This window comes from Hyphomonas atlantica corrig. (assembly GCF_000682715.1).
Taxonomy (GTDB): Bacteria; Pseudomonadota; Alphaproteobacteria; order Caulobacterales; family Hyphomonadaceae; genus Hyphomonas; species Hyphomonas atlantica.
Genome location: NZ_AWFH01000012.1, coordinates 136,761 through 162,824, shown reverse-complemented (window position 1 = coordinate 162,824; position 26,064 = coordinate 136,761). Strand labels below are relative to the sequence as shown.

Here is a 26,064-nt window from a genome sequence, read left to right as displayed (position 1 = left end):
ACGTCACTCGTAGTCGACTTTCTCGAGGTACAAGCCATCGGGCGGCGAAATTGGCCCGCACTTCGTTCGATCTGCAGCCTCCAGAATCTGCTTGATCCATTGCACCGGGCGACGACCACGGCCCACTTCGACCAGACTGCCGACCATTGAGCGCACCTGCCTGTGCAGGAAGCTCTGAGCGCGACAGGTCAGTTCGACCCTGTCACCATATCGCGACACGGAAATGGCATTAAGCGTGCGAAGCGGCGAATTTGCCTGACAATCCGTGTCGCGAAATGTCGTGAAATCGTGCGTCCCGACCAGGTGTTGCGCCGCTTCGTGCATCTTGTCCGCATCAAGTGCAGACGGCACGCGCCAGGCCAATCCACGCTCCAGTGTCAGGTCCGCCCGCCGGTTGACGATGATAAATCGATAGTGGCGTTCGGTAGCGCTGAAGCGGGCACTGAACTCATCGTCGACTTCTTCGGCCTTCAGGATAGCAATCGGATGAGGACGCAAATGGAAATTCATCGCATCGGCGACCTTGTGGCCACGATCGATCTGCAAATCCATGTGCGCGACTTGCCCGGTTGCATGCACACCACTGTCTGTGCGTCCCGCGCCAAACACTTCGACTGGCGCGCCATCATCCAGTTTGGTCGCGGCCTCTTCCAACGTGCCTTGCACAGTCGGGAGCCCCGGCAGGCGCTGCCAGCCCTGAAACGGGCCACCATTGTATTCTATGAGCAGTCTGTATCGTGGCATCGCGCTGCCCTAGCCAAAGGCAGGCGGATAGGTCAACCGTCCGGACGCTGGCGCATCGGGATGAAGGCGCAACGCCATGAACGCTTCGCCTGACCAATCGCTATCGAACGGTGCAGCCAGATCCGCAGAAAACCCAAATCGCGGATAGTACTCGGGATGACCCAACACGAACACAATTTGTTCGCCTGCTCCTTCCAACGCCATAAGCCCCATCTGGATCAGGCCGCTTCCGATACCGGTCTTCTGAAAATCAGGATGAACCGACATCGGTCCCAATCCGACGGCGACTGGCGCGCCGTCGATGCGTATTCGGAAAAACTGGATATGGCCGGCAATCAGATTGTCATCGCTCGCGACCAAGGAGAGAACACTGTCTTCGCCTTCGGACATAGCCTTCACAATCCTGCCCTCGTCCTGGCCACCAAATGCAAGATCATTCAGGGCGATGATTTCCGCGAGATCCTCGTCTCGGGCGGGTCGAATCCAGAAACTCATCAGCCGAACACCGTATCCGGAGCAATTGCCTGTCCTTTCAGGAACTGCTCAGCATCCATCGGCTTCCCTCCTGGTTTTTGCAGCTTGAGGATACGCACAGCGCCCCCATCACCACAAGCCACGAGCAAACGATCATCCAGAACCATACCAACTGGCGCGGACGTTTCGCGCCCGGACCGCCGGCTCATCAATAATTTCAGCCTGATTGGCTCATCCTTGCCCGGCGGCGTCCATTCGCACCAGGCACCCGGAAACGGTGAAAGCCCTCTTATCTGGCAATCCACCTCCCGCGCCGACTTGCCCCAGTCAACGCGCTGGTCCGCCGGGCCGAGTTTCGCGGCATAAGTCATCCCGTCTTCCGCCTGCGGAACAGGCGTGAGACTTCCATCCGCCAACCCAGCCAGCGCGCGGGGCGCAAGCTGTGCTGCCAATTCTGCCAAGCGATCGTGAACTGAGCCTGCGGTGTCTTCTACCGTGATGGGTGTACGTTCAGTGGCGACGACCGGGCCAGTGTCGAGCCCAGCCTCCATCATCATCGCATCAACACCCGTTTCCGTGTCGCCGGCCATGATCGCACGTTGAATTGGGGCTGCGCCACGCCAACGCGGCAGGATCGACGCGTGCATGTTGAGACACCCCAGCCTGGGCGCATCCAGAATAGCCTGAGGCAGGATCAGCCCATAGGCGACCACAATTGCTGCATCGAGTTCCAGCGCAGAAAATGCCTCCTGCTCCGGTGGCTTCTTAAGGGATTTTGGCGTGCGCACCTCGATGCCTCTCGCTTCGGCGAAAGCATGCACCGGTGTCGGGGTCAACTTCTTGCCCCGCCCGGCAGGCCGGGGCGGCTGGGAATACACGCAAACGACTTCATGGCCTGCCGCCATCAGTGACTGAAGCACACTGACGGCGATATCGGGGCTGCCCATGAAGGCAAGACGAAGAGGTTTTGTCATGATGTCGGAGATAAGCGCTCAGAGACGTTTTTGAAAGCGCAGAGTCCAGGACGTGTCAGCGCATTGCCGCTGTCATGCTGAACGGCACCACCCCGCTTCCACCAACGACATATACAATAACGGCGGCAAGAATCAGCGCCAACATCCATCGGAACCAGGATAACGCGAAAGGATTTGCGCGTTTCCTCATCTGGATCAGGCTGCGCTCTTCTGCTTGAGTCGCTTGATCTTCTTTACCTTATCCACGGCGCGCTGGCGCTTCAGGCGAGATAGGTAGTCGATAAACAACGTGCCTTCGAGATGGTCCATCTCGTGCTGGATGCAGACCGCATACATGCCGGTCGCAATTTCCTCGACCTCGTTGCCATCATAGTCGAGATACTTCACGCGGCACTCTGTCGGGCGCTCAACTTCCTCGAAAATATCCGGCACCGACAGGCACCCCTCTTCATAGGGGGCCTTGTCCTCAGTCAGAGGAAGGATTTCGGGATTTACGAAATAGCGCGGCTGCGCCTCCTCACCTTCCTTGGCCAGATCCATCACGATCACCCGCAACGGAACACCAATCTGGATCGCAGCAAGGCCAATGCCCGGCGCGTCGTACATCGTATCCAGCATGTCATCCATAAGCGCGCGAATGTCGTCAGTGACGCCACCCTCGACGGGTTTCGACACTTCCTTCAGACGCGGGTCCGGGACGGTGAGGATTTCTCTGATAGCCATAAGGATGAAATATGTACGCTAGGCCGGATGGTCAACACTTGCCCCTCATTCGGCGGCAAGGGGTTTCTTCGGCGCCCCAAAGTCCAGCTCTCCTGTGTTTTCAGAAACATTCGCCCTGTTTTCGATCTGTTTCGGCTCAGACAAGGTTTTCGAAGGCGGTGCGATTTCCATGTCCTCGAACTTGCGCAGTGTTGGCAGGACCCGTTTATCAAAAGATCCCATGGCTGAATTGAAGTGATCAACCGACCCGTTGAGAGACTTCCCGAGCTTTTCGATATGGCCCAGCATCACGCCCATACGGCCATACAATTCGGCCCCCAATTCAGCCGCAGCCATGGCATTTTCATTCTGGTGATGCTGCCGCCACAGATGGGCGACGGTTCGCGCAAGCGCGATCAGTGTTGTGGGCGTTGTGACGATAACCTGGCGGCTCATTGCTTTCTCGATCAGGTCTGGCGAATGCTCCAAAGCTGCCGCGAAGAAGTTTTCTCCTGGAATGAACATGGCAATATAGTCGAACCGTCCGCCCAGATTGGACTGATAATCCTTTGACGCGAGCCCATTCACGTGGCGCTGAACGCTGGCAGCATGCGCTTTCAGGTGCGCCGCCCGTTCCGCCGGGTCTTCAGCGTTTACGGCTGACATGTATGATGCGAGCGAAACCTTGGAGTCGACGACGATCTGACGCCCCCCCGGCAAGTGGATGACGGCATCCGGACGCTGCCGCCCCTGCTCCGTATCGTCGTGCACCTGTTCGGAAAAGTCGCAATGCGCCGATAGCCCAGCCTGTTCCATGACGTTGCGGAGCGTCATTTCACCCCAACGTCCTCCGCCCTTCGGTGCGGTCAACGCGCTCACCAACTTGCCGGTCTCCTGAGTGTTCGTCTTCAGGCTTTCGTGAATCGCTTTGACTTGTTCCTGAATGGCAGACTTGTCTTCAGTCCTGACTTTCTCGATCTCATCCACCCGCTTCTTGAACGCGTCGAAATTCTCCCCGATCGGCTTCATCAGCTCTTTCAGTTCACCCTGCGCACCTTCTCGATGTCGCTTGAATGTCTCTTCTGCACGCTCAAGAAACTGGACATTCGCTCTCTGCAGCACGCCTTGCGCCATTTCGGCGAATTTGCGCTCATCCTCCGCACTTCTTGCTTTCGCTTCAGCCAGTTCGAGTTCAGCTTTTCGCGCCACCTCTTCCAGTGTCCGCGCGCGTTGCTTCGCTTCATCGAGATCGTCAGTCGCCCGTTCCAGATCGAGCGTCAGCCGCTCTTCTTTCGCGCCCGACTTGCTCGCCAACCACCATGCCGTGCCCGCGAGTGCGAGGGCCAACAGAAAGAGGATGAGATGCGCAGCGTCAAACCCAGCGCCGCCAATAATGATAACAGGTTCCATTCGCTCTGCCTCGCACGATTCTCGCCGGAACATATAAGGAACGGCAAATTGTGTCCATGATTGGGCTCATTTTCGGGCGAACTTGACTTCGCGCAAAGGATGATACCCTTTTCCACTCGGATCACTAAAGGGGCTAATTGATGCGGCTATTCTGGATCGGCCTGCTGGCTGGGCTTGTAGCGTGCGCATCGCCTGCCCGCGCGCCGGTGGATATTGAGCCGCCAGAGACAGCAGAGATCACATATCTTCCGCCGCTGGCCGAAGTAACGCTCGTCACCGCAGCCGGCATGCGAGAGCCACGGCCGGAGGAAAGCGATACCGCACGTCTTAACCTTGCCGAAGCCTTATCCAGCATGGTGCCAGAAGAGCTTTTCGATCCATCTCGAAACGCTACGGATCGAGCTCAACTCTTGTCGCAACACCTGGGCACGCTGGACCCTGAATCTGTTGCATTGGCTGAGCCAACAGACCGACTCGTTGCCCTCATTCGGGTCCGCTATGATTTCGAAAGCTCTGCCAGCCGGCTCGTTCAGGGCAGTCTTGACGTCATGTTCGGCGGCGTGCCCGGTCCGGATGGGATCGAACAATCCGCAGAACTCCTCCTAGTGAACTCAAAGACAAATGAACTAGTATGGTACTGTCAGATTGACGCCCGCGATCCACGGAAGACAGAAGAGGCGCAACGCCTGATTAATGAGCTTATCGCGAGAACTTTACCGCCAGCGGAAACATAGGACTGTAATCCAGGCGCGGATTCGCTAAATCATGGCACAGGATTTGCTGGCAACTACAACCAGCATGTTTTACTCGCAAGAACTCTGGAACGAGGTCGCCAAAGTGACGATCGACATTTGCGTCTGCACCTATCGCAGACCATCCATCGAAGACACATTGCGATCGCTGGATCTGCAGAACTTGCCGAAAGGTACTTCACACCGGGTCATCGTGATCGACAACGATGAGACACCAAGCGCAAAAGACCGCGTCGAGGCAATTGCCAAGACGCTTGCCGTTCCCGTGACGTACATACATGCGCCAGCAAATAACATCTCCCTTGCCCGGAATGCCGGGTTGGATGCTGCGACGGCAGAATGGATCGCCTTTATCGACGATGATGAAGTCGCAGATCCAGACTGGCTCGCTTCTTTGCTCCAGATGGCCAAGACACGTGAACTGGACGCAGTGTTTGGTCCGGCCTATGCGGTGTATCCTGACAATGCTCCAGACTGGATGCGCGAACAGGACTATCACTCAAACATTCCCGTACGGAGAGCTGGTGTCGTTCAAACGGGCCACACATGCAACGCGCTGATGCGTGCCAGCTCCTCACTCGTAAAAGGGCAGCGCTTCCTTTTGGAAAAGGGGAAAACGGGCGGAGAAGATACCGAGTTCTTTTTCCGCCTATGGTATTCAGGCGCCAAATTCGGGATCAGTGAAGCTGCGATCGTCCATGAAGCAGTGGACCCGAAGCGGCTGAATGCAGAGTGGATTCGCCAACGAAAGTTTCGCTCCGGCATGAGTTTTGGCTATCACTATCTGAAAACGCGCAACCCGGTGACACTCACTTTGACCGTCCTTTCTTCGGCGGCAAAAGTGGGCTTCTGCTACGGAATGGCCGTGCTGCATGCATGGTCAGAGCAAAAACGAAATTACTGGACAATGCGCGCCGCTTTCCATCGCGGATGGATGGCTTCGGCGTTTAGAACTGCCGAACCTGAACTGTACTAGACTGGCTTAGAACGGCATCTTGAACCCTGGCAGCATGCCGCCGCCCAGGCCCTGAGTTGCTTCCTTCATCGCCTTCTCCATCGCTTCATCCAGACGCTTGCGAGCATCGGAATGAGCAGCCTTGATGAGGTCTTCAACGATCTCGGCATCATCAGACATGAGCGATGGGTCGATCTTTACACTTACCATATCCCCCTTGCCTTTGAGGCGAACCGAGACAAGGCCTGCCCCCGCGACGCCTTCGGCCTCGGTCGCCTCGATCTTCTCCTGCGCTTCCTGCATCTTGGCCTGCATCTGCTGGGCCTGTTGCATGATCTTGCCAAGGTCTTTCATGGGAAGCGGGCCTCCTTCAGGCCGTTCGTCTGGAGTTCAAATCGATGACATTGCCATCGCTCGTCGGCGGCTCTGTCACATCAACAATGGTTATACCGGGGATACTCTTCAAGGCGTCTGCGACAGCGGGATGACTGGCGGCAGCGGCAAATAGCTCTTCCCGGGTTCGGATCTCGGTCTGGCGCATGGTTTCCGCGTCCGTACGGATCTGCTCGACCACCCAGTCATCGCCTGTATCTCTCTCCAGAAAGGCTTTCAGGCGCGCCAGAAGATCATTCGGCGCCTGCTCTTCCAGCTCGCACGAGAAATAGCCATACCGCACCGGCCCAGGGCGCACGTATCGCTCAAGTTCGACCTGCAGATTCACTTCTCGATGCTCGCCGAGATAGGCGACGATCTGGGCAAAGCTCTCCAGCCCGCCGGCGGAAGACGGGGCCATACCGTGTTGTTCAGGCTTTCCCGGCGCACCGCCTTTTTCGGCAATCATGCGCGCCGCCTCTTCCGGAGACGGAAGGTTTGCAGCGGCTGCGAGACGCAGGATAATCATGTTCAACGCCGTCGCCGTATCAGGCGCAGTTTGAAGATCATTGAACCCAGACAAAAGTATCTGCCAATAACGCGACGCCTGAGCGGCGGTCAGCTTCTGCGCCATGGCGAGCGTGCGTTCCGTCCATTCAGCGGGCCCGGCAGACTGGAATTCGCCACCGGTCGCCTGCGCGACGGACACATCCGCGCATACATCCATAAGGTCTTTCAGGATCACGGCAGGGTCCGCGCCGGCATGGATCTGGTCTTTTACTTCGGCCAGCGCTTCCGGCGCGTTGCCGGAAATCGCCTTCTCGAATGCATCCAGAAGACGCGCACGATCGCCAAGCCCCAGCATATCCCGCACTGCGGCTCCGGTGACTTCCTCACCATCCATCGTCTGGACGATGGCTTGGTCCAGAATGGAGAGCCCGTCGCGCACAGAGCCCTCCGCTGCGCGCGCGATCAGCGCGAGGCCCTCCTCTGAAACTTTCGCTCCCTCATTTGCGGCGACACGCCCCAAATGTGCTGCGAGATTCACCGCATCAAGCCGTTTCAGGTCAAACCGCTGACACCGCGACAGAACCGTGATCGGAACCTTGCGAATTTCTGTGGTCGCAAAAATGAACTTCACATGCGGTGGCGGTTCTTCCAGAGTCTTAAGCAGCGCGTTGAACGCCGCCGTCGAAAGCATATGAACTTCGTCAATGATGTAGACCTTGTGGCGGGCCGATACCGGCGCATATCGCGCCCCATCCAGCAGGTCGCGCATATCGGCAACACCCGTGCGACTGGCTGCGTCCAGCTCCAGCACATCCGGATGCCGGCTCGCCATGATGGCGTCGCAATGCTCGCCCTTCGGGTCGAGACGGATGGACGGCCCATCATGATCATCGGATTGATAGTTGAGCGCGCGGGCCAGAAGGCGCGCCGTCGTGGTCTTCCCGACGCCGCGCACACCGGTCAACATGAACGCATGCGCCACGCGGCCCGTCTCGAACGCATTGGAGAGCGTACGAACCATCGCCTCCTGTCCGATCAGATCCTCGAACCGGCGTGGCCGGTATTTACGCGCAAGGACCTGATAAGCCTCCGATTTCGGAGCCTCATCCTCCCCGAACATGGAGAAGGTCTGGTCGTCGCGTTCTTCGGGGAGTTCGGAATCGCTCATCGGGCGCGACTTTAACGAGTCTCAGGGCGCTGCGGCAATGGGGCGAGTGTCGAATAAAGTGGAAGGCGCGGCTCACGCTTCCAACAGATGCGCCCGAAGCTGTTCTTGAGCCGCGTCATCCACGCCCAGAACTTCCGCCAGATAGGCGTCAACAGTGCCATGCTTGTCATGAATGACGTTGAAGGCCGTATCGAGGTAACGCAGCCGAACACCGAGGAAGGGGCGAAACACTTCAGGCTCATAAACCTTGCCGACCTGCTCATTAAAGAAAGCAGCAGCCTGGGGCAGGAATTCATCGACATTCACCGCCGTATTGGTCAGCTCATAGTCGGCCCGCAAATCTGCCTCTTCGACGCCTAGCACGTGATGCGTCAAGGCGCAGAGAATGCCGGTGCGGTCCTTGCCAGCGGCGCAGTTCACAAGCCCTGCGGCTTGTCCTTCCAGTCCAGCGAGATGCTCAAACCAGCTGGAAAACAATTCCGCATGATGTGCCTTGAACGGCGCGAGCGCATAATAGTCGTTCATCCAGTCATCGGCCTTCTGGGCGTCAGCCTCGACCTTTTTCAGGAATTGCGCATGTGGCGCTTCATGCTCACGCCCGCCATCATGGGTCAGCGTGTTCGGGGCAGACCAGCGAGCGACATTGCGTTCGCGCTCATCAGGGCGGCGAAGATCGGCCTGCAGGTGGATGTCCAGGGCGCCCAGCGCTTTCAGATCATCCTCGGTCGCCTCGGCATAATGGCCGGACCGGAACAAGCGCCCCCGTTTGATCTGGCCGCCATAACGGGATTTATACCCGCCAAAATCACGAAAATTGCGAACGCCCTGAAGCGAATAGATTCTGTCTGTCATGCTGGCGACCTAGCCCGCATGCGCGCCCGCGTCCAGATGAGCGTTGGGGAAGGTTTTGTGACCTCCCCCAGACAGTCTCGGCCTATTCGTTGACCACAATCACCTTGCGGTGCGGGAACGGAATCTCGATACCAGCTGCATCCAGTGCCTTCTTCACCTGCTCCGGCAGCGAATAACGCACATCGAAATAGTGCGCGCCATCGCAGAACGGACGCACCAGGAAATCCACCGAACTGTCGTTCAGGGTCTCAACCTCCACAAATGGAGCCGGATCTTTGAGAACATGCGGATGATCAGCCAGAACCTTTTCGATGGTTGCACGTGCCTTGTCGATGTCCTCGCCATAGGCGACGCCGAAATGCATATCCACGCCGCGCACGGGATGGTGGCTATGATTGATGATCTGATCGCCCCAGATCTGACTGTTGGGAATGATGATCTGCTGATTGTCGAACGTCTGAAGCACAGTGGTGAACAGCGTTATTTCCTCTACCTTCCCGAACTTGCCCGCCGCATCGATGAATTCGCCCACACGGTAGGGTCGGAACACCATTAGCATCACGCCAGCCGCCAGATTTGACATTGCTCCCTGAAGCGCAAGACCCACCGCCAGACCGGCGGCACCCAGCAAGGCGACGATTGACGTCGTTTCAACACCGAACCGGTTGAGCACCGCGATGATGACGAACGCCAAAATCACATATTTGGCGACGCTGCCGAGAAACCGGAACAGGGTGTCATCAAGGCGCGCATTCCGCTCGCCCATGTTGCGGATGCTTTTCCCGATCCGCCCGGCGATCCAGAATCCGACGATCAGGATTACGATTGCCAGCAATATGTTGGTTGCCCAGGCCAGTGCGCCCGGCAGGTATTGGTTGATATCTATCTGTTCGACCCAGTCTGTCATGGATCAGCCCCCTCTTTGGTTTGCGTTACAAAATCGTAAGCCAGACCACGCCTGAACGCCGACAGGCCCGTTTGTTCAGTTCAGGTTCACCCGATCATTCCGGATCCCTGTCCCAGGTCGCCGCTCAGGTTCGACACTGTCGGGAACCCTCGGCGTTCGGGACTGTTGTTTGGCTAGTCACCCACTTACGAGGCCACCATGTCAGACACAGTTGAAAACCAGTACGCCATGCGCGATCCGCGGACGCAATACCCCAAGCCCCCCTTCCCGAAACAGCCGCAGGACAAACCCGGCTTCGATCACAAGATGGACCCCAAGGCAGACCATGGCGAAGCCAGCTATCAGGGCTTTGGTCGCCTGAAAGGTCGTAAGGCTCTAATAACTGGCGGGGATTCCGGCATCGGACGCGCGGTTACGATCGCCTATGCGAGAGAGGGTGCAGAAATCTGCATCAATTACTTGCCTGAAGAAGAGAGAGACGCGCAGTGGCTGGTCGAACTGCTGAAAAAGGAAGGCCACACCGTCCATACAATTCCGGGAAACCTCACGGACAAGAGCTTCTGCCAGAAACTGGTGAAGGACGCTCAAGCGAAACTGGGCGGACTGGACATTCTGGTGACCAATGCCGGCAAGCAGGTGCGCCAACCCGGCATTGAAGACATCACAGACGCGCAATTCGATGAAACGATGAAGACGAATGTGTACGCACTGTTCTGGCTGACAAAGGCTGCATTGCCCCTGATGCCGCCAGGCGCTGCGATCATAAACGTCACTTCAAATCAGGGTTTCAGTCCCGCGCCATATCTGCTCGATTATGCGACGACAAAATTCGCGATCAGGGGCTTCACTGAAGCAATTGCCCAAGGCGCCATCGAAAAGGGCATCCGGGTCAATGGCGTCGCGCCAGGACCGTTCTGGACGCCACTTCAACCTTCCGGGGGCCAAACGCAGGAAAAAGTTCAGGAGTTCGGCAAGGCAACGCCGATGGGCCGACCCGGCCAACCCGCCGAACTGGCCCCCACTTTTGTGTTTCTGGCGTCGCAGGAATCCAGCTATATAAGCGGTGAAATCATCGGCGTTACCGGAGGCAAACCAATCAGCTGATTCCGACACCGCGCGACACGCCCGCCAAGCGCGCCGCGTTCGGGAACCATCCCCGCCCTACCACAGTTATGTGACCTGGATCGTAAAGGAGTCCGATCATGAAGACGTTTCGTTTTGCCCTGCTGGCTGGTTGCTTTGCCGCCAGTTCCGCATTTGGCCTGAGTGCCTGCTCATCGCTCCCTGACGAAGTGGACCGGGCACAAATCGACGCCGGGAGTCGCGCGGCTCTCAACAAGCTGATCAGCGAGAACTCTGCGGCACGCGCCATCAATGGCCAATCCCGCGCCGTTCTCGTCTTCCCATCAATGGTGAAGGCAGGCCTTGGCCTCGGCGGCGCCTACGGTGAGGGTGAGCTGATCCGCGCCGGATCAACTGTCGACTATTATAGCTCCTTCACAGGCTCATGGGGCCTGCAGGCAGGCGCGCAATCATACGGTTATGCGGTATTCCTGATGAACGACGATGCGGTCGAATATCTTGAAGAATCCGATGGCTGGGAGATCGGCGTCGGGCCGACTGTTGTTCTGGTGAATGCCGGAGTTGCAGAAAACCTGTCGACCTCTACACTGAAAGAAGACGCTTATGCGTTCGTGTTTGACCAGAAGGGCCTGATGGCTGGTATCAGCATTGAAGGCACGAAGATCACGAAGCTGCATTAAACGGCTAAGGCTCAGGTGAGCCAGGGCGAAGGCGCAGGATACCGGCTCAGCCGTGTACCTGCGCCTTTTTCCGTTCAACTAGCGGAAAGGCGGTTCGTCAAACGCACGCAATTTCCGGCTGTGCAGTTTCGCGCCCTTGTCGGCGGAAAGGCGCTCCAGCGTTTCTATGCCAATACGGATATGTTCCCCGATTGCTCGCTCATAGAAGCGGTTCGCTGCGCCAGGTAGTTTGATTTCACCGTGCAGCGGCTTGTCTGACACGCATAGCAACACGCCGTAGGGAACGCGAAGACGGAAGCCATTTGCGGCAATAGTCGCACTTTCCATGTCGATCGCGATCGCGCGGGACTTGTTGAACCGACGCGCCGACGCAGAAAAGCGCAACTCCCAGTTCCGGTCATCTGTCGTCACCACGGTTCCCGTCCGCAAGCGGCGTTTCAGTTGCTTTTCATCTTCCCCGGTTACGCTCGCCGCAGCCTGTTGCAGGGCCACCTGAACTTCCGCAATTGGCGGAACAGGAATTTCCGGCGGCAGGACGGCGTCCAGCACATGATCTTCGCGCAGATAGGCGTGGGCGAGCACATAGTCCCCGATCGCCTGACTGTGTCGCAAGCCACCACAATGGCCGACCATCAGCCAGACTTCCGGACGCAACACCGCCAAATGGTCAGTGATCGTCTTGGCGTTGGAGGGACCGACGCCAATGTTGACCAATGTGATGCCGCCACCATTTGGCGCGCGCAGATGATAGGCTGGCATCTGGAACCGGCGCCAGGGTGAAGCATCAATCTCAGCGCGCGACGTATCCGTGGGCTCGGATATCTCAAGGCCGCCAGGAACGGACAGGGATGTATAGTGGTTATCGTCGCCAAGCTTCTGCAACGCCCAGTCACAGAACGCATCAACATAGCGGTGATAGTTCGTGAACAGCACATAATGCTGGAAATGCTCAACCGGCGTTCCACAATAATGTTGAAGGCGCTTCAGGGAAAAATCCACGCGCTGCGCATCGAACAAGGCAAGCGGGTGCGTTTCGTATGGCTCGTACAATTCCCCATCGGCAACCTCGTCACCAATATCGGCAAGATTCGGGCTTGGGAAATGGCGCGCCAATTCAGCCGGGGAAATCTCTTCCAGCCCGCTCGCCTGCCCCTGATCCCACACATAGGCATAGGGAATTTCGGAATCCGACTGCTCGACGAACACATCGATGTCATAGTCCCGCATCAGCAGTGACAACTGCTCCATCAGGTAACCACGGAAGAAGTCCGGCCGGGTGATCGTAGACACATAGGTGCCGGCCTCCGACATTTTCCCGAAGGCGCGTGATATCGGCGGCGGAGGGCCTTCCGGATTGTAGACGAGGCGAATCTGCGGATAGCAGAAAGCGCCCGACGCCCTCAAATCAGCAGATGGCGGCGTTCCCGAATGAAGGAAGATGTCCAGCGCGGACGACAAAGCGGAGACAGCGTCGGAATAGAGTTTCTCGAGCGCGTCAATAACTTGATCTGGTGTGTTCAATTTCGACATGACACCAAATGGCTGCATTGCGACTTTCTGTCAATCTGCAGGCCTCCGAGCGCTGTATGTGACAAACAAATAGGCAGCCAAAGCTCAGCCTTCGCGCATTTTGAGGTGCAAGGCAGCTATGACTTTCTGCTGTGCACCTTTTTGTTGAGCCATGCGCAAACATGCGCTTTTGTTGCAGCGCAACATGACACGTCAGTCCCGCGCGGAAAGGCCATGACGCTTCGGCGTCACTGCGGGGAGAACAGACAAATGGCGTGGCGTGGGGCGGGAGGAGTTCCCTGTCGGCAATCATGCCGTCGCTAACTCTTAAGGTAGTTTAGACATGAAAAAGTTCATCGTTCCGGCACTTCTGGCCGCTGTAACCCTCGCTCCTGCTGCAGCCACTGCAGAAGGCAAACCCATCACTGTAGAAATTGCCTACGATAAAGCGCTGCTGGGCTCTGAAGCCGGTGCCGCTGTTGTTCTCGAGTCCATTGAGGCTCAAGCCAAGGAAGCCTGTTCTGCACGTTCGCCGGTCACCAACCAGCCTTATGTTGACCGCACCTGCACCAAGAACATCAAGAAAGCTGCCCTGAAAAAAATCCTGAACAAGCAGGAAGTTTCCGGCCTCAGCACCGCGCCTGCATTCGCGCGCCAAGCTGTGACCCTCGTCGCTGACGCGGGACAACGCTAGACCACGTTTCCTCCCGGAATAGCGTTGGAGGGGCTGCCCAGGGCCACGGGCAGCCCCTCATTTTTTGTGCAGAGCAACAAAACCGGATCAGGGGCATACACCGGGAAGATTAAACTGGCGCAATCATGGATCGGAGGATTGTTGTGCACGTTGGTTTGGTCTGGGTGGGCTACTCAAACCCCGGAGGCAAACATGCCAAACGACGCTACAATGACTTCCAATCCTCTCATCAGTTCTGACCGCGTTGAAGGCACAACCGTCTACAACACGGCAGGCGACAAAATCGGACATATCGACAATCTCATGCTGGACAAGCGCAGCGGCAAGGTTGCCTATGCTGTCATGTCCTTCGGCGGATTCCTCGGTATTGGAGAGGAATACCACCCCCTTCCCTGGCAATCTCTCGATTATGATGAGCGCCAGGAAGGCTATGTCGTAGACATCAGCGAAGACCAGCTTCGCAAGGCACCTACGCTGAAACGGACGGAATACGACCGGCTACGCGACGACGCTTATGGCCGCAGCGTGTATTCCTATTACGGTGCCGCGCCATTCTGGTACTGACGCCGGTCCAGAACCTCGGCCCAAAAGAAAAAGGCGCGCTTTCCAAACCGGAAGGCGCGCCTTTCACACATCAATTCAATCAGTAACTAGCCGATAGTCGCGTCGACGAGCTTGCGCTGATCGAATTTCGACCAGACACCATCATCGCCATGCCAGTCGCCGCTTGTCGCGCCCTTTGAGTATTCTGTCGCGCGCTGCTCAAAGAAGTTTGCGTGCTCAACCCCGTTGAGGATCTCCGTCAGCCACGGGATCGGGTGCGTCGTAACGCCAAATACCGGCTCCAGCTTCAACTGGCCCAAACGCCAGTCAGCGATGTAGCGAATGTACTGCTTGATGTCGTCGGCGGTCATACCCTCGACCGGTCCCATTTCGAAGGCGAGCTCGATGAACTTGTCTTCGAGCGACACAACCGTCCGGCAGCATTCGCGAATGCGTTCGCGCAGCGCATCATTCATGACGCCTGTTTCGGCACAGAATGTATGGAACAGCTTGATCATGCCCTCGCAATGCAGCGACTCATCGCGCACGGACCAGGACACAATCTGCCCCATGCCCTTCATCTTGTTGAAGCGCGGGAAGTTCATCAGCATCGCAAAGCTGGCGAACAATTGCAGGCCCTCGGTAAAGCCGCCAAACACGGCCATGGACACAGCGATATCCTCATTCGTGTCCGTGCCGAACTGGCCGAGATAGTCGTGCTTCGCCGCCATCTGTTCGTATTCCATGAACGCCGAGAACTCGGAATCCGGCATGCCGATAGTTTCCAGCAAAAGCGCATAGGCCGCGATGTGGATCGTCTCCATGTTGGAGAAGGAGGCGAGCATCATCGACACTTCGGTCGGTTTGAACAGGGGCATGTAATGCTCCATGTAGTTCGCACCAACTTCAACATCTGACTGGGTGAAGAAGCGGAAGATTTGAGTGAGCAGATTGCGCTCGGAATCGTTGAGCTTCACAGCCCAGTCCTTGCAATCCTCACCGAGCGGCACTTCTTCCGGCATCCAGTGAACCTGCTGCTGGATCTTCCAGAAGTCATACGCCCACGGGTAACGGAAGGGCTTGTACGCCCGGCTCGGGGTCAGCAATCCGGGCACATTTGAATTTCCGTCAGCCATCAGGGCCTCCTAAATCGTCTGCTGTATTTTCGGGAACAATCTACACCACATATAGTGCCTGAACCGCGGACGGCACGCAAGATGTTTGACTGTGGCAAAGTGCACTTGTTCACAGGCTTGCTCACAGTTTTGGCATAATTGCCGCTTAAGGCTGGCGCCGCACGCATTCCTGCAGATAGATCGGCACCATTGCAGCGTTCAAGCGTTCCACACCCGCCCTACGAGACGAGATTTCATGCGTTTATTCAGTGTCATTCTACTTGCCTTGTTTGCAAGCCTGTCGACCGCAGCGCCAGCGAACGCGAAAGTGATCCGCGATGTCATCTACAATGATGCGCCCGGACTGGACCCCGGTGACGTGCGTGCAGACGTGTACCTGCCTGAGAATCCGGACGGCGCGCCGATGATTCTGATGATGCATGGCGGCGCCTGGACGTTTGGAAACAAACAGAGCGGCCTCGGCATGTTTCAGGCGCGCTACTTCACGAGCGAAGGATTCATCTTCATTTCCGTGAACTATCGCCTCGCACCCGCCAATCCCTTCCCGGCACAGCAGGAAGATGTTGCCGCCGCCATCGCCTATTTCCACGAACACGCCGACGAGATCGGTGGCGACCGCAACAATATGTTCCTGATGGGCCATTCGGCAGGCGCACACATGGCGGCGCTCACCGCGATCGATCCAGACTATCTCGACGAACATGATTTGACGCCGTCCGTCATCAAGGGGGTCGTGGCGATGGACAGTGCCGCCTACAATCTTGTTCGCACGGGCAGCGATGGCGACATTCCGGATTTCTACCACCCAACTTTCACGGGCGACGATCAGGATGTCTGGGCAGCGGCCTCCCCCACGCTTCAGGTTGAGGAAACCACGGACATCCCGCCATTTCTCCTGCTGTATGTGAACCGCGCCGTTTCCCCCAGTCGCGCGAAGGAACTGGCCGAAGCCCTCAATAGCGCCGGGCACAAGGCGGAGGCCCGGCTCGTGAAGAAGCGCGACCACAAAAGCCTGAATGACCGCCTCGGTGAAAAAGGCGACAAGGTCGCGCCAATGATCGTGGACTTCTTCCGCGATCAGATGAGTGATTGATTCGCCTTACGGCTCGACCACGTTGAACCAGAAGTCCGGCGTTTCGAGCGCCGAGAACCAGGCCATCAATGCCATTGGGTCGCCTTCAACCGACGCCTCACCTGCAGCCGCGATCTCCCGGAAACTGCGGGCCTGAAGGATCAGGTCGTTAAACGCATCCCGCGTCAGGGTCAGCGTGGCGACCGCATCGTCTGATTGTGTATTGGGGCGCGGGAATGCCGTCGCCTCCCCCACATCTATCACAAAGTCTTCGCCGGTGTCGGTGAACTGGAAATTCAGTTCGAACGGATCACGGCTCAGACTTTCGGGCGAGTAGCGAACAGCAAGCGCGTTGAACAATTCAGCGGTCGGTACACCTTCAACAAATTCCCGGCTTCGCGTGCGGACCTCTCCATCGTCTGACAATCCCAAACGCAATTCTTGGGCGCCAGTGAGATAGTAATCCCGCCACGCGCCGCTTTCTGCCTGAAAGCCGAGCTGTTCATAACTCGCTGCCAACCAGTCGCGGGCCGCCTGGTTTTCCGGGTTTGCAAACACGGCATAGTTCAGGACCTCGGCTGCCCATCGATAGTCACCTTCGTCGAAGGCTCCCTGCCCGATTGCAAGCGCGGCCTCTTCGCCCCCGACAGCCTTGATGAACCGTCCGGCCTTGGCCTCCAGAGGGTGGGCGTTGAACGTGGCAGGCACACCATCCCACCAGCCAAAATATGCCTGATAGACAGCCTTCGCATTATGGTTCAGCGTGCCGTAATAGCCGCGCGTATCGAAACTATCGGTCTGCACCGACGGTTCGGGCAGCGCCTCGGCGATCTCGAACTGAGTTTCGCCCCTGTTCGCGCGACGCACCGTCTGGTCATGCGTGTAGCGATAAATATCGCGTTGGCCTCTCAGATAGGATTCCACATTTTCCTGCCCAAAGGTCGGCCAATGATGGGATGCAAACACGACGTCAGACTTGTCTCCATACTCTGTCAGGACATAGTCAATCACGCGGCTCCATTCCAGCAAGTCGCGAACCTTCGCCCCGCGCAGGGTCAGCGCATTGTGGAATGTCGCCGTGGCAACTTCCGCTGTGCACAGAGCATTGAACTCAGGCAGGTAAAACATGAACTCTGCCGGCGCCTCCGTCCCTGCCGCATCCACGAATTCAAACGTGACACCATCAATCACCCGCACCGTACCGCGCCCCGGCACTTCCTCGGTCGGCTCTATCAAGCCTATAGTGCCTTGCGCGAGCGCTGGCCCGAGTCCGACACCCACCTGCCCAGTCGGTCCACTTGGCAGAGAGCTGCCAAACATCAACACGGCCCGGCGGCTCATATAGTTTCCGGCGAGCAGGTTTTCCGCCACGGCAGATTCCGCAAAGCCAACAGGCGCCAGCACTGGCACGCCTCGGGCCTCTATATCGACTTCGTCGATCACACCGCGGACGCCCCCGAAATGATCGCCGTGCGAATGGGTGTAGATCACGCCGGTCACAGGGCGCTCGCCTAGCGTATCGTTGACCAGTTGAAGGCTGGCCGCCGCCGTTTCCTGGCTGAGCAAGGGGTCAACAATGATCCATCCGGTCTCACCGCGAATGACAGACATCACCGCCAGATCGTAGCCGCGCACCTGATAGATCCCGTCCATCACTTCAAACAAGCCATGCTCGGAGTTCAGCCGCTCCTGTCGCCAGAGCGACGGGTTCACCGTATCCGGACTATTGCCTTCGATGAAATCCCGATTACTGACCTGCCAGACCGTGTTGCCATTCGCTTCAGTAATCCGATCCTGCTTCAATTGGGCGAGCAGCCCGCGGGTTGCGTCGACGAAGTCTGATGTATCCCCAAGAGGCAAGCGCTCTGCCACAGCGGCGTTTGCTGCGCGGGTCGCATCCGTTGCAACGCCCATTGGCGGCGCTTCCGACTTGATAGGCCGGTCACTCGTCTCCGAATTTTGTGAACACGCCCCCAGCGCAATGGCGATAGCCAATCCGACCAGTCTTCTCATGATTTCCTCCCATGCGGATGTCTCTGCTCCGCTTTCGGGGCAGTGTGCGATGGGCGGAAATTGAGCGCAAGCCAGCCGCGAGGGAAATCAATGCCTAGCGCGCGATGCTGATAGAGAGGGCCCCGAAGCGTTGTGGACCATCCTGACGCACGAATTCTTCGGTTCGGTTCACAAAGGTAAAGGCCAGCTGCACGCTGCGATAATGGACGGCTATACCAGCCTGCAAGTCTCCGACGACCGCGCGGCGATCCTCCACCCGTGGGCCGTCGCGCCAGAGATTGCCATCAAGGAACATGTCGCGCGCAATCGCCCGGCCATCTACACCGACAAAGAAATATCCGCCGAGCGGATCTTCCGGCGTGCCAGGGACGAATTCCCCCGCTCCGGATAGTGCCGGACGAATACGGGGCGGTCCGAAACTGGAATCAAGGTCCCATCCAATCCGCGCGGTCAGCCCCGTTGCGCCATATGTGCGCACATTTCCAAGCGCGACGCCCAAATGCGCCCCGAAATCGGTTTCCAGCCCCAAGGGCAGGTCTGGACCGTCAAACATCTGAAGACGCTGAGCGATGATTTCGACACCCGGCTCATCCTTCAGCTGATAGTCCCAGCCTTTCGCGGTCGGTGCACCAATGATCTCATGCCAGGTATTCTGGACGAATTCCCCAGCTGCGGACGGACCGACCACTCCGAGATTCACCTGTAGGGTATCCTGCGTATTCTCGCTGCTGGCGGCAACTGTTGACGAGAGCGCCAGCCAGGCCGCGTATGGTCGGTCGGTTGGGTCCGGCACAAAGGCCTGCGTGTCTTCCGGCGTGAAGATCGCGTGAGAGAGTGCAAACCCCTGCCTAAGCTCTGTCCGATCAAGATCAATCCATGGCAGGCGATATGCGACCCATTGAAGGCCAGGGTGGACATTGTCCGCGCCCGAAACACGCTCAATCCGCAATCCGTTGGAATAGTTTCGATCTGTGCCACCGCCGAAGAAATCATTCTCCGTAGAGAAAGAAACAACCGCCGGCTTGCGCGGCACGGTTGGCTCATCCTCCTGCGCGAAGGCGGCGGGCACATTCAGAAAAGCTGCGGACAGAGCCGCAGCCTTGAAAAGTGTGGTTGGAGCGTTCATGCGCTTGCGATTAGCAGTTAACGGCGCATCGTGAAACTAACACCTGCGAAATCTTCCGTTTCACTGATGCTGACATTGCGGTCGGAATATTTCACTTCACGGCGGATATAGCTGAGTGACAATTCTCCGCCGCTCCTCTGGACGGACACGCCGGCCTGCAGATCTCCTACGGTCACTTGATCTGTGAGGGACATATCACCGAGGCTCGGCCGGAAGCCGTTCGCATCGGCGTCCCATACCAGCGCTTCGCCATCTGCGCCGGCAAAGATATACCAGCCCTGCGGCTGTCCGTTGCGGTCGAGAATATCAATGTTCTGACCGATACGAACCTCACCCCCTACACGGCGGGTCAGGATCTCGCCCTCTTCCCGCACAGCGATCCGCGGGGCAACGCCAACGTCGAATTTCAGTCCGGTGACTTCGCGTGGGGCGGAGATGGCAATCTCTGCGGCGATGTCCTTCTCGATACGGCCAGGGCGTGTCAGCGCTGCACGGCTACGTTCGGCGGAAACGGCCACCAATGTGTCGCTGTTTCCCCAATCGATGCGTGTATTGTTTGGAATGCTGAACTCGGCTGTCGGGGCCTGCCGATAATCTACCGGCTCGCTTGCGAGTAGCCGGGCGGCAACCTGATTGGTGGCCTCAAGCGGCACACCGCTGAACCGATGCGATTGCGCGCTGAACACATGAACCGAAGCCTTGTTGGAGGCCGAAGCGACGAGTTCAGTGTTCGATGCAGTCGGCACGGCCATCTGCATGCCGAGGCTCGGTGGAACGATGGCTTCAGAACGCACCTGTTCGTGCGGGGACGTGGTCGCGCACCCCTGGCAAGCCATGGTTATGACTGCGGTCGATATTACAAATACCATTCGCTTCAAGCCTCGCATGTCTTAATCCCTGAGCCGTCTCTCTCAAGGATTAGACCAATCGACGCTTAACTTAGCATAAAGATGTCGCCAGCCTCAAACGTCGATCAGCCGAAATACATTAATTTGTTCGATTTGAACTCGTACCTGTAGTTTTTGTTCCAGAACCCGGAAAATTTGTGGTTTTCACATGGTTTTCTCTGGAAGAGACGCCGAATTGAAATTTAACCTATTGTAAAATTTCATGAATTTCGTGGCAAGATTGCGGCGCGGCCAGTAGTTCCGGCTACATTAGTAGTAGACCAACAAAAGAAACCGGCACCTCATTGAGGTGCCGGTTCTGATTCTTCGACCGTTTTCGGCGACGCTTTACTGGCAGGCCAGGCACTCGTCATAGTCGGTGTTCGGCGTCTCCATTTTCTGGGTGCCGATCTTCTCGGACCCGGCAAATGCAGCGCGCTGTACCGATTTGGAACGGCAGTAATAGAGCGATTTGAGCCCCTTCTCCCATGCAGTCCAGTGCAGCATGTGCAGGTCCCACTTGGCGATATCACCCGGCAGGAACAGGTTCAGCGACTGGGACTGGCAGATATAAGGCGTGCGATCCGCGGCCAATTCAATGATCCAGCGCTGGTCGATTTCGAACGCCGTCTTGAAGACAGATTTCTCATGCTCGTCGAGGCAATCGAGATGCTGGACAGATCCCTCATGCTCCAGGATCGATACCCAGACATCGTCAGAGTTCTTGCCCTTGCTCTCAAGCAGCTTCTCCAGCTGCTGGTTCTTCACGGTGAAGGAGCCAGACAGCGTCTTGTGCGTGTAGACGTTTGCCGGGATCGGCTCGATACCTGCCGATGTACCCCCGCAGATGATGGAGATCGACGCGGTCGGAGCGACAGCCATCTTGTGGCTGAAGCGCGCCATCATGCCCACGTCACGCGCGTCCTCACACGGGCCACGCTCTTTGGCCAGCTTGACCGAAGCAGCGTCTGCGCCCTGACGCATGTGTTTGAACATCTTCTCGTTCCAGACTTTGGACATGGCGCTTTCCAGCGGCACGTTCATCGTCTGCAGGAAGGAGTGGAAGCCCATCAGACCAAGGCCGACGGAGCGCTCGCGTTTCGCCGAATAGACGGCGCGGGCCATTTCCGGCGGTGCACGCTCAATGAAGTCTTCCAAGACGTTGTCGAGGAAGCGGAAGATGTCTTCCAGGAAGGTCTCATCCTTCGACCACTCAAGGAACTTTTCGGCATTGACCGAGGACAGGCAGCAAACTGCCGTACGGTCCTGCCCCGCATGGTCGATACCGGTTGGCAGGGTGATCTCTGAACAGAGATTCGATTGCGTGACCTTGAGGCCCAGCTTGCGCTGGTGGGCCGGCATGGAATTGTTCACCGTGTCCGTGAAGAGCAGGTATGGCTCACCCGTCTGCATGCGCAGCTCAAGAATCTTCTGCCACAGCTTGCGGGCATTGATGGTGCGGATCACTTCGCCCGACTTCGGGCTGATCAGGCCATATTCTTCATCATTCTTCACCGCATCCATGAAGTCGTCGGTGATGTTGATACCATGATGCAGGTTCAGGGATTTCCGGTTGAAGTCGCCCGATGCCTTACGGATTTCAAGGAATTCCTCGATTTCCGGATGGTGGACATCGATGTAGCAAGCAGCCGACCCACGACGCAGCGAACCTTGGCTGATCGCCAGCGTCAGCGAATCCATCACGCGGATGAACGGGATGATGCCGGAGGTCTGACCGTTCTGGCCCACTTTCTCACCGATAGAGCGCACATTGCCCCAATAGGTGCCGATGCCACCGCCATTGGAGGCCAGCCAAACATTCTCGGTCCAGGTTTCAACAATATCGTCCAGAGAGTCGCCGACCTGGTTGAGGAAGCAGGAAATCGGCAGGCCGCGGGCCGCGCCACCGTTCGAGAGAACAGGCGTCGCTGGCATGAACCAGAGCTTGGACATGTAATCGTAAAGGCGCTGGGCGTGCTCGCTGTCGTCAGCGAAAGCCAGCGACACCCGCGCAAACATGTCCTGATAGGATTCTCCGGGCAGCAGATAACGGTCCTGAAGCGTCTTCTTGCCGAATTCAGTCAGCAAGGCATCGCGGGATTCGTCAATCTGAATTGGGTTGCCCTCAACAACGCGCAGCAGACCTTCCACACCTGCCTTGGGCTTCCCCTTGCGCAGTGCAGTTTCAGACACAGATTTGGCCTCGGTTGCAGACATAGGTGCAGCCCTCCAGATTCATTAGAAACATATAGGTCCGGAAGCCCCTGAAAGCCAGATATTGCTCTCAACCCCGTTCCTGACACAACATATAGTGTCTGAAGGTTAATAGGCGGTCAACGGGACAAGTCTCAAAAACGTCAAGATAGCCGTGGAATTCGGGTTAATGAATGGTTAACACACCCCGCAAACTCCCGCCACTATTGACCTTTCGGAAGCTGCACAAAACTGCATCAAATTTCAGCTTCCCGCCTTGGCAAAAAAGTCTCTCGAAACCGGAGTCGAAATCGATTCCGTTAATGCCAGATGACCAGATCCATACCGATTGCGCGACCTGATTGGGAAATTCGCTAACTATCCCCGTGCATTATGCCACTACGCCCCACTCCGGCACGCGAGGACACGATGCTCAACTGGCTCAAGAATCAAACACTCCACAATTGGTCGAGCGCGCCCATCGTGAATGATGGCGAAACCATCATCGACGCGACCGCTGCACAGATCTACGAGAAGCTGGACTTCGCGACGCCCCTCAATGCGTATAGCGAACGCGGATACGTGTTCGGTGCGGGCAATCCGGCCTACGACATCTTCGAAGCGACAGACCCCGGCGAGCCAGGCAAGACACTGATCTTCGAAGTGACTGAAGCGCGCCCCGGCAAACGTTACTGCTACCGCACCACGATCCGCGATGCTGACGCTGACTGCCCGGTGATCGAATCGTCGAGCGAGTACACGATCATCCCGCAGAAAGATGGTCGGCAGCTGCTGCACCTTCAGGAATCCAGCGTGCTCGCCTCTGGCCTGAACCGTCACGCCTACATATTGGAACGCGCCAAGCTGAACTTCTCGGTGTTCCGCACGCTCGCGCGCCTGAGGCTCCATCTGGAACTTGGCACCGACCTGCGCGACATCAACTGAATTTCCTGAAAAGCGGAGACAGACGAGCGACCCGGGCGAAAAACTCGTTGGGGCTGCTTCGTTCCCGACCTGACCCGATTGGCGAGCGACCCGTCCGCCGCCTGCCTCCTGTCGCCTATATGCTTCGCTGAAAGCGGGGGCGCAAGGGCCAGCGACACCCAAACCACTTACCCGGCGCTCAAAACCCGTGTTAGCCTCCTTGCCTTCAGGGATGATGGAGGACTGCCCCGTGAAACTTCACCGTATCGCCACCGCCGCCAGCGTCGCGGCGCTTATGGCCGTATCGCCTGCTTTCGCCGATTCTGACGCAGCAGATAAGAGCAAGCGTTTCACCGCTGAGCGCGTATTCGACATGGAGTACGCCACCGATCCGCAGATTTCGCCAGATGGGCGCACCATCGTCTATGTCCGCCACAGCATGGACCGGATGACGGACCGCGACACAGGCCATCTCTGGGCGATCGATGTGGAAACCGGCACACAGCGCCCCCTGCTCGGCGCGAATGGCAGCGCCGGCGCTCCGCGCTGGTCGCCGGATGGCACACGCCTGCTCTTCTCGACCTCCGAGAACGGCAAGCCAGCGCTGAAGATCGTCTATATGGACACCGGGCTCTCCTATTCGCTGGCCCAGTTTGAAGAAGCACCGTCTGGCGCAACCTGGTCACCCGATGGCAAGAGCATCGCCTTCTCCATGTTCGTACCCGGCGAAAAGCCCGGCTTTGCGACCGCGCCCAAACAGCCCGAGGGCGCGAAATGGTCTGACCCGGTCAAGGTCATCGACGATCTGACGTTCCGGTTTGATGGCCAGGGGTATCTCGAGGATGGCTCGGACCAAGTGTTCGTCCTGCCCGCTGAAGGCGGCTCTCCGCGCCAGGTTACCAAGGGCGAAGCCGACATGGGCGGCGCAGCCTGGCTGGACAATGATACGCTGCTCGTCTCGGGTAATCTTGCCGATGATCGCGACATGGACCCGGTCGAAAGCGAGATCTATGCAGTCGAACTGTCTGACCTCTCCATAACGCCGCTCACCAGCCGCGATGGCCCAGACCACTCGGCACTCCCCTCGCCCGATGGCCAGACGATCGCCTTCCGCGGATACAATGACGAGCTGAAATCCTACCAACAGAACAAGCTCTATCTGATGGATGCGAATGGCTCGAATGTTCGCGAGCTTGCGCCAGATTTCACCGGCTCGCCGAATCAGGTGCGTTGGGCCCCGGATGGCAAAAGCCTGTTTGTCCTTTTCGAGGATCATGGCGTCCTGACGCTGAACGAGGTCGACCTGCAAGGCCGTATGACGTCAGTCGTCACCAATATCGGCGGCACATCCATTGGGCGCCCCTATGCCGGCGGCAGCTTTTCCGTGGCGAAGAATGGACGCCGCGAACAGATTGCCTATACGGCCGGCTTCGCAGACCGTCCCGCTGAGGTCGGCACCATCCGCTCAGACAGCCGCGACAACCGTATCCTGACGGACCTCAACGCGGACGTTCTTCCTTATCTGGACATGTCCCCGATTGAAGAGATCAAGGTCGCCTCCAGTCATGACGGTCTTGAAATCGAAGCCTGGGTCGCCCTGCCGCCAGACTTCAAGGCTGATGGCAGCTTCCCGCTGATCCTGGAAATTCATGGTGGCCCGTTCTCGATGTATGGCCCGTTCTTTGCCAGCGAGATCCAGCGCTACGCTGCAGAGGGCTATGTCACCGTTTATGTAAACCCACGCGGGTCTACCGGGTACGGAGAAGACTTCGCACAAGCCATCGACCGCGCCTATCCGGGGTATGATTATGATGACCTAATGAGCGTCGTCGATGATTTGGTGGCGCGCAATTATGCAGACCCTGACCGCCTGTTCGTGACCGGTGGCTCCGGCGGCGGAATCCTGACCGCGTGGATCGTCACGAAGACAGACAAGTTCGCTGCGGCGGCCTCGGTCAAGCCGGTGATCAACTGGATGACAATGGCGATGGCCAGCGACATCTCCCAATATGTTCGCCGGCACTGGATTCGCGAAGATCCGTGGACGAATCCGGAAGCCTTTCTGAAATTGTCGCCGATCTCCTATGTCGACAAGATCGTTACGCCGACGCTCGTCATGGTGGGCGAGGAAGACTGGCGCACCCCGACCTGGGAGGCGGAGCAATTCTACACGGCGCTCAAGATGAATGATGTGGAAACGGCTCTTATCCGCGTGCCGGGCTCACCGCATTACATCGCGGGCCGACCAAGCCGCCTGATTGCCAAAACGGACAATATCATGGGCTGGTTTGCCAAATATGATCCAGCCAAGACGGAATCCGATTCTGACACAGGCGAATAGATTCACACCATGTTTCAGACAGTGCCCGGCCTCCGGGCACTGT

The 26,064-nt window shown here is 57.6% G+C and carries 24 protein-coding genes and 1 other RNA gene; 9 read left to right on the top strand and 16 right to left on the bottom strand.

The genetic code is table 11. The annotated features are described in order from the left end of the window. Nucleotides 1-3: 3 nt before the first annotated feature. The 5 genes from truA to rmuC all read right to left on the bottom strand — a co-directional run bounded on the left by truA (nucleotide 4) and on the right by rmuC (nucleotide 4,304). Nucleotides 4-744 (bottom strand): tRNA pseudouridine(38-40) synthase TruA, encoded by a 741-nt coding sequence (gene truA / locus HY36_RS08130; RefSeq protein WP_035550954.1) that lies wholly within the window; start codon nucleotides 742-744, stop codon nucleotides 4-6. Between the two features lie 9 nt (nucleotides 745-753). Beyond that, nucleotides 754-1,239, bottom strand: coding sequence for a GNAT family N-acetyltransferase (locus tag HY36_RS08125; RefSeq protein ID WP_035550952.1), 486 nt, complete (start codon nucleotides 1,237-1,239; stop codon nucleotides 754-756). After that, nucleotides 1,239-2,192 carry a methionyl-tRNA formyltransferase gene (gene fmt / locus HY36_RS08120; RefSeq protein WP_035550949.1) on the bottom strand — a complete coding sequence of 318 codons (954 nt, stop codon included), beginning with the start codon at nucleotides 2,190-2,192 and terminating at the stop codon, nucleotides 1,239-1,241. Before fmt ends, HY36_RS08125 begins: the two co-directional genes overlap by 1 nt. A 195-nt stretch (nucleotides 2,193-2,387) precedes the next feature. Next, nucleotides 2,388-2,915, bottom strand: a complete 528-nt coding sequence (gene def, locus HY36_RS08115) for a peptide deformylase (RefSeq protein ID WP_035550946.1) — start codon at nucleotides 2,913-2,915, stop codon at nucleotides 2,388-2,390. 45 nt (nucleotides 2,916-2,960) lie between these two features. Next, entirely contained in the window at nucleotides 2,961-4,304 is a 1,344-nt protein-coding gene (gene rmuC / locus HY36_RS08110) for a DNA recombination protein RmuC (RefSeq protein ID WP_035550944.1), read from the bottom strand. Nucleotides 4,305-4,444: 140 nt separating this feature from the next. Here rmuC and HY36_RS08105 point away from each other — a divergent pair, with 140 nt between their 5' ends. Both HY36_RS08105 and HY36_RS08100 read left to right on the top strand, forming a co-directional pair. Further along, nucleotides 4,445-5,038, top strand: coding sequence for a hypothetical protein (locus HY36_RS08105; protein WP_035550941.1), 594 nt, complete (start codon nucleotides 4,445-4,447; stop codon nucleotides 5,036-5,038). 64 nt (nucleotides 5,039-5,102) lie between these two features. Continuing rightward, nucleotides 5,103-6,032, top strand: a complete 930-nt coding sequence (locus HY36_RS08100; RefSeq protein ID WP_081806101.1) for a glycosyltransferase family 2 protein — start codon at nucleotides 5,103-5,105, stop codon at nucleotides 6,030-6,032. A gap of 6 nt (nucleotides 6,033-6,038) precedes the next feature. Here HY36_RS08100 and HY36_RS08095 read toward each other — a convergent pair whose 3' ends face one another. The 4 genes from HY36_RS08095 to HY36_RS08080 form a co-directional block, all read right to left on the bottom strand. Beyond that, nucleotides 6,039-6,365 (bottom strand): YbaB/EbfC family nucleoid-associated protein, encoded by a 327-nt coding sequence (locus HY36_RS08095; protein WP_035550939.1) that lies wholly within the window; start codon nucleotides 6,363-6,365, stop codon nucleotides 6,039-6,041. 16 nt (nucleotides 6,366-6,381) lie between these two features. After that, nucleotides 6,382-8,061 (bottom strand): DNA polymerase III subunit gamma/tau, encoded by a 1,680-nt coding sequence (locus HY36_RS08090; RefSeq protein ID WP_035550937.1) that lies wholly within the window; start codon nucleotides 8,059-8,061, stop codon nucleotides 6,382-6,384. Between the two features lie 72 nt (nucleotides 8,062-8,133). Next, the gene (locus HY36_RS08085; protein WP_035550934.1) at nucleotides 8,134-8,913 is read right to left on the bottom strand and encodes a tyrosine-protein phosphatase; all 780 of its coding nucleotides are present in this window, start codon (nucleotides 8,911-8,913) and stop codon (nucleotides 8,134-8,136) included. An 82-nt stretch (nucleotides 8,914-8,995) separates the two neighbouring features. Next, nucleotides 8,996-9,820, bottom strand: coding sequence for a mechanosensitive ion channel family protein (locus HY36_RS08080; RefSeq protein WP_035550931.1), 825 nt, complete (start codon nucleotides 9,818-9,820; stop codon nucleotides 8,996-8,998). Nucleotides 9,821-10,018: 198 nt separating this feature from the next. On the opposite strand from HY36_RS08080, the gene HY36_RS08075 reads away from it, so the two are divergent. Next, complete coding sequence (locus HY36_RS08075; RefSeq protein ID WP_035550929.1) at nucleotides 10,019-10,924, top strand: SDR family oxidoreductase; 906 nt, start codon at nucleotides 10,019-10,021, stop codon at nucleotides 10,922-10,924. 95 nt (nucleotides 10,925-11,019) lie between these two features. Continuing rightward, nucleotides 11,020-11,583: a YSC84-related protein gene (locus HY36_RS08070; protein ID WP_420896675.1), complete on the top strand. Its 564-nt coding sequence runs from the start codon at nucleotides 11,020-11,022 to the stop codon at nucleotides 11,581-11,583. 78 nt (nucleotides 11,584-11,661) lie between these two features. Here HY36_RS08070 and HY36_RS08065 read toward each other — a convergent pair whose 3' ends face one another. After that, complete coding sequence (locus HY36_RS08065) at nucleotides 11,662-13,113, bottom strand: AMP nucleosidase (protein WP_035551348.1); 1,452 nt, start codon at nucleotides 13,111-13,113, stop codon at nucleotides 11,662-11,664. A 322-nt stretch (nucleotides 13,114-13,435) separates the two neighbouring features. On the opposite strand from HY36_RS08065, the gene HY36_RS08060 reads away from it, so the two are divergent. Both HY36_RS08060 and HY36_RS08055 read left to right on the top strand, forming a co-directional pair. Beyond that, nucleotides 13,436-13,786 (top strand): UrcA family protein, encoded by a 351-nt coding sequence (locus tag HY36_RS08060; protein WP_035550923.1) that lies wholly within the window; start codon nucleotides 13,436-13,438, stop codon nucleotides 13,784-13,786. A gap of 192 nt (nucleotides 13,787-13,978) precedes the next feature. Beyond that, complete coding sequence (locus HY36_RS08055) at nucleotides 13,979-14,350, top strand: PRC-barrel domain-containing protein (protein WP_035550918.1); 372 nt, start codon at nucleotides 13,979-13,981, stop codon at nucleotides 14,348-14,350. Nucleotides 14,351-14,436: 86 nt separating this feature from the next. On the opposite strand, the gene HY36_RS08050 is transcribed toward HY36_RS08055, so the two are convergent. Then, nucleotides 14,437-15,465 (bottom strand): ribonucleotide-diphosphate reductase subunit beta, encoded by a 1,029-nt coding sequence (locus tag HY36_RS08050; protein WP_035550914.1) that lies wholly within the window; start codon nucleotides 15,463-15,465, stop codon nucleotides 14,437-14,439. Between the two features lie 235 nt (nucleotides 15,466-15,700). On the opposite strand from HY36_RS08050, the gene HY36_RS08045 reads away from it, so the two are divergent. Then, nucleotides 15,701-16,558 carry an alpha/beta hydrolase gene (locus tag HY36_RS08045; protein WP_051602632.1) on the top strand — a complete coding sequence of 286 codons (858 nt, stop codon included), beginning with the start codon at nucleotides 15,701-15,703 and terminating at the stop codon, nucleotides 16,556-16,558. Between the two features lie 6 nt (nucleotides 16,559-16,564). On the opposite strand, the gene HY36_RS08040 is transcribed toward HY36_RS08045, so the two are convergent. From HY36_RS08040 to HY36_RS08025, 4 genes are all read right to left on the bottom strand, one after another. Beyond that, nucleotides 16,565-18,550: an alkyl/aryl-sulfatase gene (locus tag HY36_RS08040; RefSeq protein WP_035550912.1), complete on the bottom strand. Its 1,986-nt coding sequence runs from the start codon at nucleotides 18,548-18,550 to the stop codon at nucleotides 16,565-16,567. Nucleotides 18,551-18,644: 94 nt separating this feature from the next. Beyond that, on the bottom strand, nucleotides 18,645-19,676 hold the full coding sequence (locus HY36_RS08035; protein WP_035550910.1) for a lipid A deacylase LpxR family protein: 1,032 nt from the start codon (nucleotides 19,674-19,676) through the stop codon (nucleotides 18,645-18,647). A gap of 17 nt (nucleotides 19,677-19,693) precedes the next feature. After that, the gene (locus HY36_RS17785) at nucleotides 19,694-20,545 is read right to left on the bottom strand and encodes a lipid A-modifier LpxR family protein (protein WP_162175968.1); all 852 of its coding nucleotides are present in this window, start codon (nucleotides 20,543-20,545) and stop codon (nucleotides 19,694-19,696) included. 366 nt (nucleotides 20,546-20,911) lie between these two features. After that, nucleotides 20,912-22,780, bottom strand: coding sequence for a ribonucleoside-diphosphate reductase subunit alpha (locus HY36_RS08025; protein ID WP_051602629.1), 1,869 nt, complete (start codon nucleotides 22,778-22,780; stop codon nucleotides 20,912-20,914). A gap of 369 nt (nucleotides 22,781-23,149) precedes the next feature. Between HY36_RS08025 and HY36_RS08020 the strand changes: the two genes are divergently transcribed. Continuing rightward, nucleotides 23,150-23,701, top strand: coding sequence for a hypothetical protein (locus HY36_RS08020; protein WP_155841798.1), 552 nt, complete (start codon nucleotides 23,150-23,152; stop codon nucleotides 23,699-23,701). An 11-nt stretch (nucleotides 23,702-23,712) separates the two neighbouring features. Here the strand turns inward: HY36_RS08020 and ffs are convergent. Continuing rightward, an RNA gene (gene ffs, locus HY36_RS18110) (signal recognition particle sRNA small type) lies at nucleotides 23,713-23,810 on the bottom strand. Between the two features lie 120 nt (nucleotides 23,811-23,930). Here ffs and HY36_RS08015 point away from each other — a divergent pair. Further along, complete coding sequence (locus tag HY36_RS08015; RefSeq protein ID WP_241764171.1) at nucleotides 23,931-26,021, top strand: alpha/beta hydrolase family protein; 2,091 nt, start codon at nucleotides 23,931-23,933, stop codon at nucleotides 26,019-26,021. The last annotated feature ends 43 nt before the right edge of the window (nucleotides 26,022-26,064 follow it).